Source organism: Rhodopseudomonas sp. RCAM05734, assembly GCF_052658035.1.
In genome coordinates this window covers 1,815,332-1,830,788 of record NZ_CP199742.1, presented here as the reverse complement: position 1 = coordinate 1,830,788, position 15,457 = coordinate 1,815,332, and the positions used below count along the sequence as shown (strand labels likewise).

The 15,457-nt window shown below is 64.7% G+C and carries 17 protein-coding genes; 7 read left to right on the top strand and 10 right to left on the bottom strand.

What is annotated here, in order from left to right; all coding sequences use genetic code 11:
- Positions 1 to 3: 3 nt before the first annotated feature.
- From yddG to ACUXVA_RS08760, 3 genes are all read right to left on the bottom strand, one after another.
- Entirely contained in the window at positions 4 to 879 is an 876-nt protein-coding gene (gene yddG, locus ACUXVA_RS08770) for an aromatic amino acid exporter YddG (RefSeq protein WP_265080665.1), read from the bottom strand.
- Positions 880 to 949: 70 nt separating this feature from the next.
- Positions 950 to 1,675, bottom strand: a complete 726-nt coding sequence (phbB, locus tag ACUXVA_RS08765; protein ID WP_265080666.1) for an acetoacetyl-CoA reductase — start codon at positions 1,673 to 1,675, stop codon at positions 950 to 952.
- A gap of 174 nt (positions 1,676 to 1,849) precedes the next feature.
- A complete protein-coding gene (locus tag ACUXVA_RS08760) occupies positions 1,850 to 3,028 on the bottom strand; it encodes an acetyl-CoA C-acetyltransferase (protein WP_445491673.1) in 1,179 nt (392 codons plus the stop codon).
- A 332-nt stretch (positions 3,029 to 3,360) separates the two neighbouring features.
- Between ACUXVA_RS08760 and phaR the strand changes: the two genes are divergently transcribed.
- Positions 3,361 to 3,981, top strand: a complete 621-nt coding sequence (phaR, locus tag ACUXVA_RS08755) for a polyhydroxyalkanoate synthesis repressor PhaR (RefSeq protein ID WP_445493268.1) — start codon at positions 3,361 to 3,363, stop codon at positions 3,979 to 3,981.
- A 24-nt stretch (positions 3,982 to 4,005) separates the two neighbouring features.
- Here the strand turns inward: phaR and ACUXVA_RS08750 are convergent, their stop codons facing one another.
- Positions 4,006 to 5,670, bottom strand: coding sequence for an EAL domain-containing protein (locus ACUXVA_RS08750; protein ID WP_445493267.1), 1,665 nt, complete (start codon positions 5,668 to 5,670; stop codon positions 4,006 to 4,008).
- 315 nt (positions 5,671 to 5,985) lie between these two features.
- Here ACUXVA_RS08750 and ACUXVA_RS08745 point away from each other — a divergent pair, with 315 nt between their 5' ends.
- The gene (locus ACUXVA_RS08745) at positions 5,986 to 6,303 is read left to right on the top strand and encodes a hypothetical protein (RefSeq protein WP_265080667.1); all 318 of its coding nucleotides are present in this window, start codon (positions 5,986 to 5,988) and stop codon (positions 6,301 to 6,303) included.
- 5 nt (positions 6,304 to 6,308) lie between these two features.
- Here the strand turns inward: ACUXVA_RS08745 and ACUXVA_RS08740 are convergent, their stop codons facing one another.
- The 3 genes from ACUXVA_RS08740 to mtgA form a co-directional block, all read right to left on the bottom strand.
- On the bottom strand, positions 6,309 to 6,983 hold the full coding sequence (locus ACUXVA_RS08740; protein WP_445491671.1) for a hypothetical protein: 675 nt from the start codon (positions 6,981 to 6,983) through the stop codon (positions 6,309 to 6,311).
- Positions 6,984 to 7,216: 233 nt separating this feature from the next.
- A complete protein-coding gene (rpmF, locus tag ACUXVA_RS08735; RefSeq protein WP_184257785.1) occupies positions 7,217 to 7,399 on the bottom strand; it encodes a 50S ribosomal protein L32 in 183 nt (60 codons plus the stop codon).
- Positions 7,400 to 7,606: 207 nt separating this feature from the next.
- Positions 7,607 to 8,269 carry a monofunctional biosynthetic peptidoglycan transglycosylase gene (gene mtgA / locus ACUXVA_RS08730; protein WP_265080668.1) on the bottom strand — a complete coding sequence of 221 codons (663 nt, stop codon included), beginning with the start codon at positions 8,267 to 8,269 and terminating at the stop codon, positions 7,607 to 7,609.
- Positions 8,270 to 8,474: 205 nt separating this feature from the next.
- Between mtgA and ACUXVA_RS08725 the strand changes: the two genes are divergently transcribed.
- The 5 genes from ACUXVA_RS08725 to ACUXVA_RS08705 all read left to right on the top strand — a co-directional run bounded on the left by ACUXVA_RS08725 (position 8,475) and on the right by ACUXVA_RS08705 (position 12,351).
- Positions 8,475 to 9,398 (top strand): polyprenyl synthetase family protein, encoded by a 924-nt coding sequence (locus tag ACUXVA_RS08725; protein WP_445491668.1) that lies wholly within the window; start codon positions 8,475 to 8,477, stop codon positions 9,396 to 9,398.
- 2 nt (positions 9,399 to 9,400) lie between these two features.
- Positions 9,401 to 10,093 carry a DUF1345 domain-containing protein gene (locus ACUXVA_RS08720; protein WP_265080670.1) on the top strand — a complete coding sequence of 231 codons (693 nt, stop codon included), beginning with the start codon at positions 9,401 to 9,403 and terminating at the stop codon, positions 10,091 to 10,093.
- A 72-nt stretch (positions 10,094 to 10,165) separates the two neighbouring features.
- Entirely contained in the window at positions 10,166 to 11,773 is a 1,608-nt protein-coding gene (locus tag ACUXVA_RS08715; RefSeq protein WP_445491665.1) for a Na+/H+ antiporter, read from the top strand.
- Between the two features lie 84 nt (positions 11,774 to 11,857).
- Positions 11,858 to 12,061, top strand: a complete 204-nt coding sequence (locus tag ACUXVA_RS08710; RefSeq protein WP_265080672.1) for a hypothetical protein — start codon at positions 11,858 to 11,860, stop codon at positions 12,059 to 12,061.
- A complete protein-coding gene (locus tag ACUXVA_RS08705) occupies positions 12,058 to 12,351 on the top strand; it encodes a type II toxin-antitoxin system RelE/ParE family toxin (protein ID WP_413776407.1) in 294 nt (97 codons plus the stop codon). The genes ACUXVA_RS08710 and ACUXVA_RS08705 overlap by 4 nt, the downstream gene beginning before the upstream one ends.
- Positions 12,352 to 12,371: 20 nt before the next feature.
- Here the strand turns inward: ACUXVA_RS08705 and ispG are convergent, their stop codons facing one another.
- The 3 genes from ispG to ACUXVA_RS08690 form a co-directional block, all read right to left on the bottom strand.
- Positions 12,372 to 13,667 carry a flavodoxin-dependent (E)-4-hydroxy-3-methylbut-2-enyl-diphosphate synthase gene (gene ispG, locus ACUXVA_RS08700; protein ID WP_265080673.1) on the bottom strand — a complete coding sequence of 432 codons (1,296 nt, stop codon included), beginning with the start codon at positions 13,665 to 13,667 and terminating at the stop codon, positions 12,372 to 12,374.
- A 202-nt stretch (positions 13,668 to 13,869) separates the two neighbouring features.
- Positions 13,870 to 14,724 (bottom strand): DMT family transporter, encoded by an 855-nt coding sequence (locus tag ACUXVA_RS08695; protein WP_413776408.1) that lies wholly within the window; start codon positions 14,722 to 14,724, stop codon positions 13,870 to 13,872.
- A gap of 117 nt (positions 14,725 to 14,841) precedes the next feature.
- Positions 14,842 to 15,330: a Fur family transcriptional regulator gene (locus tag ACUXVA_RS08690; RefSeq protein ID WP_445493266.1), complete on the bottom strand. Its 489-nt coding sequence runs from the start codon at positions 15,328 to 15,330 to the stop codon at positions 14,842 to 14,844.
- Positions 15,331 to 15,457 lie beyond the last annotated feature (127 nt).

The following is a 15,457-nucleotide window of genomic DNA, read 5'->3' as shown; positions in this document are numbered from 1 at the left end:
GCTCTAACTCCGCTTCCCCAACATATCCTTCGCCGCGATCAACCCGCCGCCGGCGATCAGTACCGCGGCGATGGCGATGTTGGCTGACGGCTGCGCATAGCCGGCCAGGATCAGGAATGCGGTCGACAACAGCGGCGTGGCATAGGACGCAGCGCCCAGCACGCGGATGTCGCCACGCTTCATGCCGATGTCCCAGGCGTAGAACGCGGCTCCCACCGGACCGATGCCGAGCGCGACGACGGCGAGCCACGCCGTGACGCTGCCCGGCCAGACCGTGGTCTCGACCGCCAGATGGGTGGCTGCTGCCAGCAGCGCGGTGGCCATGCAGAAACCGGCCACCGCATCGGTCGGCACCGCCTTGAGTCGGCGCGACAACACCGAATAGCCGGCCCAGACGAAGGCGGCGACGAAAGCCAGCCCAAGCCCGATCAGCTGAGGCGCCGCCTCCAGCACGAAATGCACATTGCCGACCAGCAGCAGCACGGTGCCGGCAAGGCCGAGCAAGGCGCCGATGATGTGATGCGGCGCCAGCCGTTCGCCGGGCAGCAGCGCGGAGAACAGCACGATCAGCAGCGGCCACAGATAGTTCAAGAGGCCGGCTTCGGCCGGCGGCGCCAGCCGCAATGCTGCGAAATACAATGCGTGATAGCCGAACAGCCCGCCGACGCCGACCAGCCACACCACCGGCGACTGCCGCAACGCACGAACCGCCGCAGGCCGACCGATCCAGCCCGCGGCAGCGGCCAGCGCGCCGATCGCAAATGTCATCGCGGCCAGCTGGAACGGCGGCACCGCTCCTGTGGCCACGGTCAGCATCGACAGCAGCGACCACATCAGGATGGCCGTCAGTCCGATCAGCGTCGCAGTGCGGGGAGACATGGAAGCCAGTTCAATTTGATAAAGAGGGCGCTTCCTTCACCCTCCCCCTCCAGGGGAGGGCAAGAAATCATCACGCCATGTATTGCCCGCCATTGATCGACATGGTGGCGCCGGTGATGCCGCCGGCCTCGTCGGCGGCGAGGAACACCACAGCGCGGGCGATTTCCTCGGGCTCGCCGAGGCGATTGACCGGGATCAGCGGCAGAATGCTCTTCTCCAGCACGTCCTTGGGCACCGCCTGCACCATCTCCGTGTTGACGTAGCCCGGACAGATCGCATTGACGGTGATGCCAGCCCGCGCAGTTTCCAGCGCCAGCGCCTTGGTGAAGCCGATGTCGCCGGCCTTGGCTGCCGAATAATTCACCTGGCCGAACTGGCCCTTCTGGCCGTTGATGGAGGAGATGTTGATGACGCGGCCGAATTTGCGCGCCCTCATGCCCTCGATCACCTGTCGCGTCATGTTGAACAGCGAACCGAGATTGGTGTTGATCACCGCATTCCACTGCTCGAGCGTCATTTTGTGAAATGCGCCGTCGCGGGTGATGCCGGCATTATTGACCAGCACGTCGACCGGGCCGAGATCGGTCTCCACCTGCTTGACTCCGGTGGCGCAGGCGTCGAACGAGCTGACGTCCCATTTGTAGACAGGAATGCCGGTGTCGGCCTTGAATTTGTCCGCCGCCGCATCGTTGCCGGCGTAGCTGGCCGCGACATGATAGCCGGCTGCCTTCAACGCCTTGCTGATCGCAGCACCAATTCCCCGCGTCCCTCCGGTGACCAATGCAACACGCGCCATATCGAACTCCTCCCCTCGGTCTTCTTATGTAGCTCTCGAATATGTCGTTCTGAATTAAGCCGTCGCATTGACCAACATCAAGAAAAAACGCCCGGCACGAATGCCGAGCGTTTTGTTTAGCAGTGTGTGCAGTGCACTCGCGAGATGATGTTTTCATCATCCCGCGCCGCAGGATTAGTCGCGTGCAATGCACATCGCGATGCCCATGCCGCCGCCGATGCAAAGAGTCGCGAGGCCCTTCTTCGCATCGCGCTTTTCCATCTCGTGCAACAGCGTCACCAGCACGCGGGCGCCGGATGCGCCGACGGGATGGCCGATGGCGATGGCGCCGCCATTGACGTTGACCTTCGACGTATCCCAACCGAGATCCTTGTTGACGGCGCAGGCCTGCGCCGCAAAGGCCTCGTTGGCCTCGATCAGGTCGAGATCGTTGATGGTCCAGCCGGCCTTCTTCAGCGCGGCGCGCGATGCCGGGATCGGCCCGGTGCCCATGATCTTCGGATCGACGCCCGCCTGACCCCACGACACGATGCGGCCGAGCACGGTCTTGCCTTCCTTGGCTGCCTGCTTGGCGGTCATCAGCACGACAACGGCGGCGCCGTCGTTGATGCCGGAGGCCGAGCCGGCGGTGACGGTGCCGTCCTTCTCGAACGCCGGCTTGAGCTTGCCCATCGCCTCGATGGTGGCGCCGTGACGCGGGTATTCATCGGTATCGACGATGATGTCTCCCTTGCGCGACTTGATGGTGACGGGGACGATTTCCTGCTTGAACTTGCCGGCCTTCTGCGCCGCTTCGGCCTTGTTCTGCGAGTGAACCGCGAACTCGTCCTGCTGCGCGCGGGTGATCTGGTATTGCCGCGCCACGTTCTCGGCGGTGTTGCCCATGTGATAGCCGTTGAAGGCATCCCACAGCCCGTCCTTGATCATGGTGTCGACGAACTCCACCGGACCCATCTTGATGCCGGCGCGCAGATATTGCGCATGCGGCGCCATGCTCATGGATTCCTGGCCGCCGGCGACGACGATCTCCGAATCGCCGTTGAGCAGCGCCTGATAGCCCAGCGCGACAGTGCGCAGGCCGGAGCCGCACAGCCGGTTGACGCCCCAGGCCGGGCTTTCCACCGGGATGCCGGCGGCGATCGAGGCCTGACGCGCCGGGTTCTGGCCCTGGGCCGCGGTCAGGATCTGACCCATGATGACTTCCGAGACGCGGCCCGGCTCGATGCCGCCGCGTTCCAGAGCCGCCTTGATGGCGATGGCGCCGAGGTCATGGGCCGGCATGGTGGCAAAGGCGCCGTTGAAGCTGCCGACCGGGGTGCGGGCGGCGCTGACGATGACGACATCGTCGGACATGGACATCTCCTTGGCTTGAGGTTTTTGGACGAGAGCGGCCGTTGTAGCGCGCCCTGTCATTCCGGGTCTTTGATCTAAGTGGGTGAAACCATCCTGTTAACCCCGTGCGACCCTGTCAATTGGCAAGCACGGAAAATCCCGCCGCATCGCACTCAAAATGGAGTTCTTGGCACATTCCTGAGCAGCTTCATCGCCTTGATCTTAACCGTGCCGCACAAAACGGTAGCGGAAGCGTCATGATCGTGCTTTCCTTGCTGCGTTGCGTAGCTCGTATGCCTCCCCTACGGCGCGATGCCGGCGGGTTCCTGTCCTCGGTACGTATGTGTGAGCCCATGGCGAAAACAGACCAGCCTACGACGATCAAGAAATACGCTAATCGCCGGCTTTATAATACCGGAACAAGCACCTACGTGACGCTTGAGGATCTCGCCGCGATGGTGAAGGACGGCGAGGATTTCCTCGTCTACGACGCCAAGACCGGCGACGACATCACCCGCTCCGTGCTGGCGCAGATCATCTTCGAACAGGAAAATAAGGCCGGCCAGAACCTGCTGCCGACCACCTTCCTGCGCCAGCCGATTCGGTTCTACGGCGACAGCATGCAGATGGTGGTGCCGAAATATCTCGAGCAGTCCATCGATTCGCTGACCCGCGAGCAGGAGCAGTTCCGCAAGCAGATGACTAACACCTTCAGCATGACGCCGTTCGCGCCGCTGGAGGAGCATGTCCGCCGCAACATGGAACTGTTTCAGCAGACCTTCTCGATGTTCAAGCCGTTCGTGCCGCCACGTGGCGGCAGCGCTGCGGCCGAACCTCAGCGCGCCCCGGAGCCGGCCGTGGAAGCCGACTCCATGGACGACCTGCGCCGCCAGATGAAGGACATGCAGGAACGGCTCGAGCGGATGTCGAAAGAGCCCGTTCGGGAAGCCGAGAAAGAGCACAAGGACGATTGATCCAGAGTGTGACGCGGCGGCCGATCAGCCCGCCGCGGGCACCGAGGACGAGTCCGACGAGAGCCATGGCCGCTGCGGCGAGGCCAGGCCGATCAGTCTGCCCTGGATGTAGTCGCAGCCCCAATCGCGCAGCAACGCTTCCGATTCGTCATCCTGCACCCATTCCGCCACCGTCTTGATCCGGAGCCGCCGGCTGAGATCGATCAGCGTCTGCACGAAGGCCCGGTCGTCCGCGGAGCGGGCGAGGTTCTGCACGAAGGCACCGTCGATCTTGACGATGTCGACGCCGAGCTTGCGCAGGTTGCGGAACGACGTGTAGCCGGCGCCGAAATCGTCGATGGCGATGCGACCGCCGAAATCCTTCACCCGGGAGACGAAGCCGCGCACGTCATCGAGGTCCTGGATTGCCACGGTCTCGGTGATTTCCACGATCAGCCGCTCGGCGGCACCGGGGTTGGCGCGCATCATCGATTCGACACAGGCCCACCAGTCGGGATCCATGGTGGTGCCCGGCGAGATGTTGAGGCTGAGCTGGATGTTCGGCGACGCCGAAAGCTCGGCGACCACCAGTTCAAGCACGCGATGATCGACCAGCCGGATCAGGCCGAGCTTCTCCGCCACCGGCACGATGTCCGGCGCCAGCAGCAGCCGACCGTCTTCCTGACGCATCCGCACCAGGCATTCGTAAAAGGCGGCATCGCGCGACCCGGCCCGAACCACCGGCTCGAACGCCATCACGATGCGGCGCTCGTTCAGCGCGGTGACGATCTCGTCGGTGACGCGGATGTTGACCCGGCGCTGCGCATCCCGCTCCACGTTCGGTCGCCACGTCGCATAGGAGCCGAGCCGCCGCTTGCAGGCCATATCGAGGGTTTCCTGGGCGCGATTCATCGCCTCGTCGACGCTGCGCGCATAGCGCGGCACGCTGACCGCACCGATCGTCGCGGTCACCGACACCGGGCCGGATTTCGTCGGAACCACTTCGTCGCGAATACCCTGCAGGAAGCGTTCAGCAGCAACGTTGGCGTCATCGACGCTGCAGTTCTTCAGGATCAGTCCTAACTTGTTGCCGGAGAAGCGGCCCAGCACATCGCCGCCCCGCAGCCTGAGGCGGATGCGCCGTGCGACCTCGCGAATCACTTCGTCGGCGACGTCGAAGCCGAAGGCCTCGTTGATTCGTGACAGGTGATCGATGCCGATCAGCATGAAGGCAAAGGAGGAGCGGAAGCGCGCGGTCTCCTCGACCGCCTCTGCCAGCGAGGCCACCAGATGCACCCGGTTGAGTTCACCGGTCACTGGGTCGTGCTGCGCCAACTGCACCAGTTGCTCTTCGCGCGCATGGCGCTCGTTGTTGACGCGCACGATGCCTTGCACGCGTGCCGGCTTGCCGTCAGTGCCAGCGAACCAGGCGCCGCTTTCCTCGATCCACAACACCGCGGCGCTGCTGCTGGCGCGCACGCCATATTCGATGCGATACGGCACGCTCTCACCGCGATCCGACGGCGGCGTGCGCGTCAGCACGTCGGAACGGATGCTGCGCTGCGGCTCGATGAGCGTCGCCAGACGGCTGCCGGTGGCCAGAAAGTCCGGCGGGATATCTGCGAATACCGACGCGGCCTGCTCGGTCCAGACCATGGCGTCGCTGGCAAGATCCCAGACAAAGGCGGCATGGCCGAGCGCAGCGAGGATGGCGGATGCCTCTGGCTGCGACGGAGCGCGCTCTGAGGCTGTGGCGCTGGGCGAATCAGGAAGGTTCGGAGGTGCGGCGGATGTCAAAGTCGCCTCATTTTGGGACGCTGCAGGGTGATTCGCCAATTGAGAATGGTTGAGAATAGGGCGACCGTCGCGGCGCAGACTAGGTAAAGTTCCTAAAGAATTAACAAACGTTACCGCCGCCGGTATCATTTTCCGTGGCCGCCAATCCGCACCCAGGCGGCACGCCCCTTGCGAAGCAGACAGGACAGGGCTCATTGTGACCCAAAATGAGACAACCGGATCCTGCGCATGCCGATCGCCGATATCAGCCCGCTCGCCAGCCGTCCCGCCGTTCAGATGCGGCGCGCCGGTGATGTGGTGGTGCCCAGAGCCAGCGTCGCGCTGGTGCAGGTCAGCCCCGCTGCCCCCACAGCAACGCTGTCGTCAGGGCTGTCACGCCCCGACCCAACCTTCCTGACGCATCTGATTGCCATGGCCGAGCAGGATCCGCAGACGCGGGTGTTGCGGCGCGCGGCAATCTCCGATGTCGAGGCGGCATACCGTGCCTCGGCCAACCAGAACCAGCCAGCGCAGCCGAACGGCCTGCGTACCTATCGGACGGCTTGAAGCGATCAGCGCGCGGGCGGAATGTCGCGCGATGGGTGCGAGCCGTTGTCCGGCTGCAGGTCGGGTGACGAGACCTGAGGCGACGACACCTGAGGCGGCGAGACCGGGGGAGGTGAAACTTGGGGCGACGGGTCGTGCACCACGATCTCCGGCGCCTTGGTTTCGAACTTCGGCTCGTGATGATCCAGCGGAGCGGCTTCTGCCACCGGAGCGGCGGGCACCACCACCGGTGCCGGAGCAGGTTCCGGCTCGTAGCGCGGCGCGGGGTCGACCCGGGCCGGTTCCTGCACCGGGGCCGGCGCCACGGCCGCCACGCGGCGCGGACGGCGTACCCGCAACGCCAAGCCGGCGAGGAAATCGACCAGCGCAATCAGCGTCAGCAGGAAGAAGGTGGAGGTGCCGAACTGCGGCAGCAGCAGGAATTCCGCAGCAGCGCCGCCGAACACCAGCAGCGACAGGAAATGGTCGGTGAAGTATTTCGCACCGGGCTGCCGCGCCTTCATCACCTCGAGCAGCAGCAGCACCACGCCGAAGGCCAGCAGCACGTCACTGAGCGTCACCGGCCAGCTCGCGCCTGACATCAACGGCAGCGTGATCAACGGCGCCGAAAGCGACAGGCCGGGCATCAGGAACACGATGATGTTGCAGATCGCCAGCGGGATCAGCAGCAGCGGGAACATCGGCGAGGCCTTTTTGCAAGCGAGGAAACGAGGGGGACATACCACTCTCAGGCAGTGCCTGATGTGACGCGCCCGCAAGAGCGTCTTAGCTCTAAAGTTGGAGCGAATTCGGGCGGAAATACAGTTTGCCTGTACCCGCCCGCTCGCGCGTCGACCCGCTTGCTGATGCCGGGGCCTTAATCCAGAAAAGACCGCGAGGTACGCCGCAGGTGCGACGTCGCCTCAACCGGCGATCAGGACTCTTTCTTCTTCAGGACTTGGCGGCCCTTATACATGCCGGTCTTCAGATCGAGATGATGCGGACGGCGCAGCTCGCCGGAATCCTTGTCTTCCGCATAGGTCGGGGTCTTGATCGCGTCGGCTGAACGGCGCATGCCACGTCGCGACGGCGATGTTTTTCTTCTCGGAACGGCCATGGGATGGTCCTTGCAGGTCTTGTCTGTTGGTGCGGTTTTCATCCGCGAACGGACGGCCCGGCGCCGGTGGCGCAGGCAAAATCGCTGATAAGGCCGCGCTTATAACGGAACGAGGACGGCAATGCTAGGGCGCTGGCGCGGGAAAATTCGCTCCCCTCGTGGTTCCGGGACACCGCCAGACCGCGGCGCCGGCCGGAATGATCACGTCTACCCCCAGCAGCGCTGCAGTTCTGCCGCCTGCGCCCGCGCCTGGTAGGTGGAGGCCAAGCGGCGCACCCCCGGTCCCGGCGTCCTGGCGCTGCGGGTGACCGGGTTGGGCAGGATGGCCGCCAGCAGCGCCGCCTCGCGCGATGTCAGGGCGGCGGCCGAGCGCCCGAACGCATATTGCGACCCGGCCTCGGCCCCGAACTGCCCGGACGGGCCCATTTCAGCGATATTCAGATAGATTTCCAGGATGCGCTGCTTGGACAGCACCAGATCGATCCACAGCGCCAGCGGGAACTCGAGCGCCTTGCGGACCACGCTGCGGCCGGGCCACAGGAACAGGTTCTTCGCCACCTGCTGGGTAATGGTGGAACCACCGCCGGAGACCTCGCCCTCCTGGGCGTCCTCGATGGCGTTCTGCAGCGAATCCCAGTCAATGCCGTGATGACTACAGAATTTGGCGTCCTCCGAGCCCACCACGCTGCGCGGCAGCGATGGCGCCATGGCGGCCAGATCGATCCATTGCCGCGCCACCGGCGCCCCGGTGACCCAGCGCCAGGCCATTAGCGCCGAGACCGGGTGGCCGGCGCTATAGAGTGGCGTCAGGATATAGGGCAGCAGCAGGAGCAGCAGCGCGATCAGCAACAGGCGGCGGGCAATGCGCAAAGTCAGGACTTCCGTCTGTCGGGGGCACAAGCGTCCCGCGCGTGCACGATTGCGCTCATCAAGCGGGGATTCCGCGCATTTTTCAAGGCGGTTAAGCTTGCCGGACGGATCCGGCCGAAGAACCCTGCCAGCAGCGCCTCCCAGAATTGACGTGGCCTTTGCCATGAACGATTGTCCGCCAAATTTCGATCTGGAGCTATTCTTGATGACCGGCGTTGCCACCACCGATTTTGCCACCCGCCTGGACCAGACCGCCGAGGACACCGAAGCCGTGCTCGGCCGGCTGCTCGGCGACGGCGTTGAGCCGGACGAGATTGCGCGCCCGAAGCGGCTGATGGACGCCATGCGCTATTCCAGCCTGGGCGGCGGCAAGCGGCTGCGGCCGTTCCTGGTGGTGGAGAGCACCGCCGTGTTCGGCGTGCCGCGCGAGGCCGCGCTGCTGGTCGGCGCTGCGCTGGAATGCATCCACTGCTATTCGCTGATCCATGACGACCTGCCGGCGATGGACAACAGCGACCTGCGCCGCGGCCGCCCCACCCTGCACAAGGCCACCGACGACGCCACCGCGATCCTCGCCGGCGACGCGCTGCTGACGCTGGCTTTCGACATCGTCACGCGGGACGAGATCCACTCCGATGCCACGGTTCGCCTGCTGCTGACCCGGGCGCTGGCGCGCTGCGCCGGCCTCGGCGGCATGGTCGGCGGCCAGATGCTCGATCTGGCCGGCGAAGGCCGTTTTGGCGATACCGGACCGGTCGACGTGGCGCGCGTGCAGCAGATGAAGACCGGTGCGCTGCTGCGCTTCGGCTGCATCGCCGGCGCGCTGCTCGGCCAGGCCACCCCTGACCAGTACAAGGCGCTCGACGATTACGGCCGCGCGCTCGGCGAAGCGTTCCAGATCGCCGACGACCTGCTCGACGTCGAAGGCGATGCCGCCTCGCTCGGCAAGCCTGCCGGCGCCGACGCCGCCCTCGGCAAGACCACCTTCGTGACCCAGCTCGGCGTAGCTGGCGCCAAGCAGCGCGTCAGCGACCTGATCGCCACCGCGGACGCCGCCTTGTCGATCTTCGGCGCCAAGGGCGACGTGCTGCGCGCCGCTGCCCGCTTCGTCGCCGAACGCAAGAATTGACGGTGGCGACGCCGGCCAAGAAAGAGGTCGACGAGCTTCTCGCGCGTTTCCGCAAACTGCCGAAGCCGGTGCGCATCGTCTACGGGAGACCGCGCACCTTTCTCGCCATGGCATTGGGCTTCGTGGCGTTCTTCATGTTGCCGGATTCGATGCGGCTGGTCACCCGGCTGCTGATCGGCTGGGACGTATTCGTAGCGTTCTATCTGGTTCTGGTGCTGTGGATGATGTCGCGCTGCGGGCTGGCGCATATCCGCCGCAACGCCATCCTGCAGGACGACGGCAGCGTCTTCATCCTTCTGGTGGCGGCGTTCGGCGCCTTCGCGAGCATCGCGGCCATCGTGTTCGAGCTCGGCCAGGGCCATCGCACGCCGTGGGAGTTGGGGTTGGCCACGGCCACCATCGCGCTGTCCTGGGCGGCGGTGCACACGATCTTCGCGCTGCATTACGCCCACGAATACTATCGCGGCGCCAAGCCCGGCGGCCTTACCTTCCCCGCCGGCGACAAGCCTGAAGATCCGGACTACTGGGACTTCGTGTATTTCTCCTTCGTGGTCGGTATGACCGCGCAGGTCTCGGATGTCGGCATCACCACCAAGGGCATCCGCCGCACCGCCACCGCGCACGGCATCGTGTCCTTCATCTACAACACCGCTCTGGTGGCGCTGATGGTCAACATCGCAGCCAGCGCGATCTGACCGCTTCTTTCTCCTCCGCATTGACCTCGAAGTCCCGACAGGCAAATTGGACGCTCACAGGAAACTGCCCGCGTGGAAGCCAAGTTCCAGATTTTCCTGATCCTGCTCGCGGCGCTCGCGGGCACCGCTTATGTCGCGCGGCGGATCGATGTCGCTCCCGCCATCCTGTCGCTGCTGGCCGGCATCGCGCTGGCCTTCGTGCCGGGCATGCCGACGGTCGAACTGCCGCCCGAACTGGTGCTGCTGGTGGTGCTGCCGCCGCTGATCTATTCGGCTTCCGTCGCCATGAGCTGGCGCGAGTTTCGCGGCAACCTGCGCATCATTACCTTGCTGGCAGTGGGCTGCGTGATCTTCACCGCCTGCCTGGTGGCGACCGCAACGCATTACCTGATTGGCCTGCCTTGGGGCGTCGGCTTCCTGCTCGGCGCCATCGTCGCGCCGCCCGATGTAGTAGCGCCGCTGGCCATTGCGCGCCGGCTCGGGCTGCCGCGCCGCATGCTGGTGGTGCTTGAGGGCGAGGGCCTTGCCAACGACGCCACCACGCTGATCCTGTACCGCTTCGCTGTCGTGGCGATCTCCACCGGCGCATTTTCGCTGCCCAAGGCCGCGGGCACCTTTGCCGCCATCCTGGCCTGCGAACTGGCGTTCGGCCTTTTCGTCGGCTGGCTCAGCCTGCGCCTGCGTCACCGCGCGCGCGACCCGCAGGTCGAGATCACCCTGTCGCTGCTGACGCCCTATGTGGCCTATCTCATTCCCGAACACTTCGGCGGTTCCGGCATCATCGCCACCGTGGCCTGCGGCCTCTACATCGGCTGGAACGGGCCGCTGCTGATCTCCGCCGCCACACGCCTGCAGGGCATCTTCTTCTGGGACCTGATGATCTACCTGATCGAGGGGCTGCTGTTCCTGCTCACCGGTTTCCAGATGCGCCTGTTGCTCGAGAAATCCAAGGCGTTCCCGTTCGACGACATCATGCTGGCGTCGGCGCTGGTCGCCGTGGTGATCGTCGTGGCCCGCTTCGCCTGGGTCTATCCGGCGATCTACCTGCCGCGCTTCTTCAGCCCCGCTTTGCGCAAGAGCGACCCGGCACCGAACTGGCGCTGGACCTTCGTAGTCGCATTCACCGGGGTGCGCGGCGCGGTCTCGTTGGCGGCGGCGCTGGCGCTGCCGTTTGCGCTGCCCTCCGGCGAAGGCTTTCCGTCGCGCGACCTGATCCTGTTCGTAGCGTTCAACGTCATCCTGGTGACGCTGGTCGGCTTCGGCCTCGGCCTGCCGGTCGTCGTCAAACTGCTCGGCATGGGCCGCACCGGCCGCGAGGAAGTGGTGGCCGAGCACGAGGCGGAAATCGCGGCCCGCCGGGAAGCGCTCGCGGCAGCGCTGGCGTCGCTCGACGCCATGACCGACGATCGCGAACTATCGGACGAAGTCGTCAAGCTGCTGCGCGCCCGCCACGAGACCCGCTCCGGCCAGTTGCCGGACGGCCTCGACCCCGACAACGAGGGCGCCTCGGCGCTCGGCACCGACCTGGTCCGCGAGTTGATCGCGGCGGAGCGCAAGTTCATCCACGTGCAGTTGCGCGACGGCAAGATCACCGACGAAAGCCGGCGCCGGATCGAGCGCGATCTCGACCTGGAGGAGGCGAGTATTGCGAACCGGGAGTATCGGACGCTGCCATTGTGAGGCGGCGCTCGACCTAAATCTGGTGCGATGGAGATAAAAATCTGCTAGTTTGACTCGATGACGAGAGAGAGCCTCGAAATCCTTTTGGATCGCGTCGCAGCCTGGCCCGAAGAGGACCAGGACAAACTTATTCGTTTCGTTGGCGAGATCGAGGCTGGTCGTCAGATTGAGCACGAACTTAACGAAGAAGATTATGCCGCGATTGAACGCAGCATAGCGGATGCCGATGCGGGACGCTTTGCACCCGACGGCGCAGTGGAGGCCCTGTTCAACCGCTATTTCAAATGAAGGTTCGCTGGTTAGAATCTGCGACCAACGAACTTGAAGATATCTTCGTTTATATTCTTAAGCACAGCCCAAGGTCAGCCGCATCGGTGGCCAGACACATCATAGAACGAGCCGAATCGCTTGGTGAATTTCCCTTCAAGGGGGAAGAGACAAGGCGCACAGGAATACGCAAGCTGACGGTTACGAACTATCCGTATGTGATCATCTACAGGGTGGTCGAGGCCGCGGAGGAGGTCCAAATACTCAACGTGCGCCACACAGCCCGCAAGCAATCGCCGGCGGAGGGATAGTCCCACCGGCGAGCCACATATTACTCCGCCGCGTCGGCGCCCACTCCCGCCGGCAGCGCCGCGCCCGAGCCGTAGCGGTGATCGATATAGTCGATCACCATGGCCTTGAACTCGGTGGCGATGTTGGGACCGCGCAGGGTGCGGAATTTCTTGCCGTCGACGAACACCGGCGCGGCCGGGGTTTCACCGGTGCCGGGCAAGGAGATGCCGATGTCGGCATGCTTGGACTCGCCGGGGCCGTTGACGATGCAGCCCATGATGGCGACGTTCAGCGACTCGACGCCGGGATAGCGGGTCTTCCAGCTGGGCATTTCGACGCGGATAAAATCCTGGATCGAGCGCGCCAGTTCCTGGAACGTGGTCGAGGTGGTGCGACCGCAGCCGGGGCATGCCGCGACCAGCGGCACGAAGGTACGGAAACCCATGGTCTGCAGCAATTCTTGCGCGACCTGGACTTCCAGCGTGCGGTCGCCGCCGGGTTCCGGCGTCAGCGAGATGCGGATGGTGTCGCCGATGCCCTGCTGCAGCAGGATGCCGAGCGCCGCCGAGGACGCCACGATGCCCTTGGAGCCCATGCCGGCTTCGGTGAGGCCGAGATGGATGGCGTAGTCGGAACGTTCGGCGAGCGTCTGATACACCGCGATCAGGTCCTGCACCGCCGAAACCTTGGCCGACAGGATCATGCGGTTCTTCGGCAGGCCGATTTCCTCGGCGCGGGCGGCCGACAGCAAGGCCGACTGGACCATCGCTTCGCGGGTCACCGCGCGGACATCCTTCGGCTGCGGCAGCAGCGCGTTCTCGTCCATCAGCTTGGTCAGCAGTTCCTGATCGAGCGAGCCCCAGTTGGCGCCGATCCGGACTGTCTTGTTGTACTTCAGCGCCATCTCGACGATGTCGGTGAACTGGGTGTCGCGCTTTGCCTTGAAGCCGACGTTGCCGGGATTGATGCGGTACTTGTCGAGCGCCTCGGCGCAGGCCGGATGGTCGGCGAGCAGCTTGTGGCCGATGTAATGGAAATCGCCGATCAGCGGCGTGGTGATGCCGCGCTTGCGCAGCTCATCGCGGATATGCGGCACGGCTGCAGCGGCTTCATCGCGATCCACGGTGATGCGGACCATTTCCGAGCCGGCGCGCGAGAGGGCTGCGACCTGCTCGATGGTGCCCTGGATGTCTGCTGTGTCGGTATTGGTCATCGACTGCACGACGATCGGCGCCCCGCCGCCGACGGCGACATTGCCAACCATGACCTGGATGCTGCGATGCCGGGCCATCGGGCCGGCGACATCGCTCTGCGGCGGTTTTTCAAGCATGTTCATGAGGTCTCGAATATCAGGTTTTGGTGACATTCAGCAATGGACGAGTGGTCACCGTGACGTGCGCCGTAGCCCTGAAATAGCCAGCCAGGGCGTCTAGGATAAGGGGTGATAGCGGTAAATACTGACAATTTGCTGACGTGCGCGGGCCATTTTCGGCGTTTGGACGCCAATTTGTTCCATTTTCGTTCGGCCGAGCCGCCGCTCATACCTCCACCGACGCCGGCTTGTTCACCAGATACAGCCCGGCCACGACCAGCATCGCGGCGACGCCGAAGGCCGGGGTGAGGCGGTCGCCCATGATCAGATAACCGCCAGCGACGCCGATCAAGGGGGTGATGAAAGTGAAGGCCGACAGCTTGCTGGCGGAATAGACCCTCACCAGGCTGAACCAGACCAGGAAGGTCATGCCGACCACCCAGATCGCCTGCCAGGCCATCAGGCCCAGCGTCAACGCGCCGGGGATGCCGGGAATGGTCTCGCCGGCAAGCCAGGCCGCGAGGCCGAGGATCGGGATCGATACCGCCACCTGGTAACCCAAGGCCTTTTCCGGAGGGCACCGGCCGAGCTTCGTCGCCTTGACGCACAAGGTGGTCGCCGCCCACATCACCGCGCCGCCCACGACCATCAGGTCGCCGAGCAGCACCTTGGCATCGACATCGGGTTGCGGCACGCCGATGGCAAAAGCAACGCCGGCGAAGCTCACCGCCAGCCCGGTCCACTGCACGGCGCGCAGCCGCTCGCCGAGAAACCGATAGGAACCGGCGGCCACGAAAAACGGCGCCGTATACAGGAACACAGCGGCACGGCTGGCCGAAGTGTATTCCAGGCCATGAAAGATCAGCACGAACTCGACGCCGAACAGAACCCCGCAAGACAATCCGATTTTCAAGGTGCCGTCGCGCACAAACAGTGGCGTGCCGCGGATCGCGGCGATCGCCACAATCACCACCAAGGCCCCAGCGGACCGCAGCATTGCCTGCAGATAGGGCGGGATTTCCGGCAGCACGAGCTTGATGGCGATCTGGTTGAAGCCCCAAGTCAGGCATAGCAACAGCATCAGAGCGATCGCGCCAAGGGTAAGCGGGCGCCCGCCGGGCGGGATCGGGAGGGGTGGTGCTGACATCGGGCCTCGGTCCGGCTTGCCGCCGTGTTGTTCTTGTTGCTGCTGTTGTTCTCAGACGGTCTGGCAGTGTGCGCAGGTGCCAGTGATTTCCACCACCGAGAGTTTGGGTGCGAAACCGGTGGTGCGCGCGGCGTCGTTCAGGCTCTGCGCCACCTTGGCGGCCGGCACCTCGCCGACCGAGCCGCATTTGTCGCAGATCAGGAACGCCACCATCGACGCCTCGGCGTGGTCGTGGGCGCAGGCCAGGAAGGCGTTGCGGCTCTCGATGCGATGAACGAGGCCGTTCTCCATCAGGAAATCCAGCGCGCGGTACACCGTGATCGGCGCCGGGCGCGACATGGTCTTGGCCAGTTCGTCGATCACCTCATAGGCGCCGAGCGGCCGATGGCTGCCCAGCAGGGCGCCCAGCACCTGGCGGCGGATCGGGGTGAATTTCTGCGACCGGCCGGCGCAGACCGTTTCGGCGTGCTGAATCGCGTCCGCGGTGCAGCGGTCGTGATCGTGGCCGGGGGCCGGGAAATGCGGCTTGGCAAGGGTCATCACCGACATTTAGTGCGTCCGCGCCGATTCCGCTCGCAAAATCGGCAGATCGCCAGCGCATCTGTGGGAGCCATGCCATTCATGCAGGGCTGCCCCTAAAAGATATAGGATCGATATAATATGCATT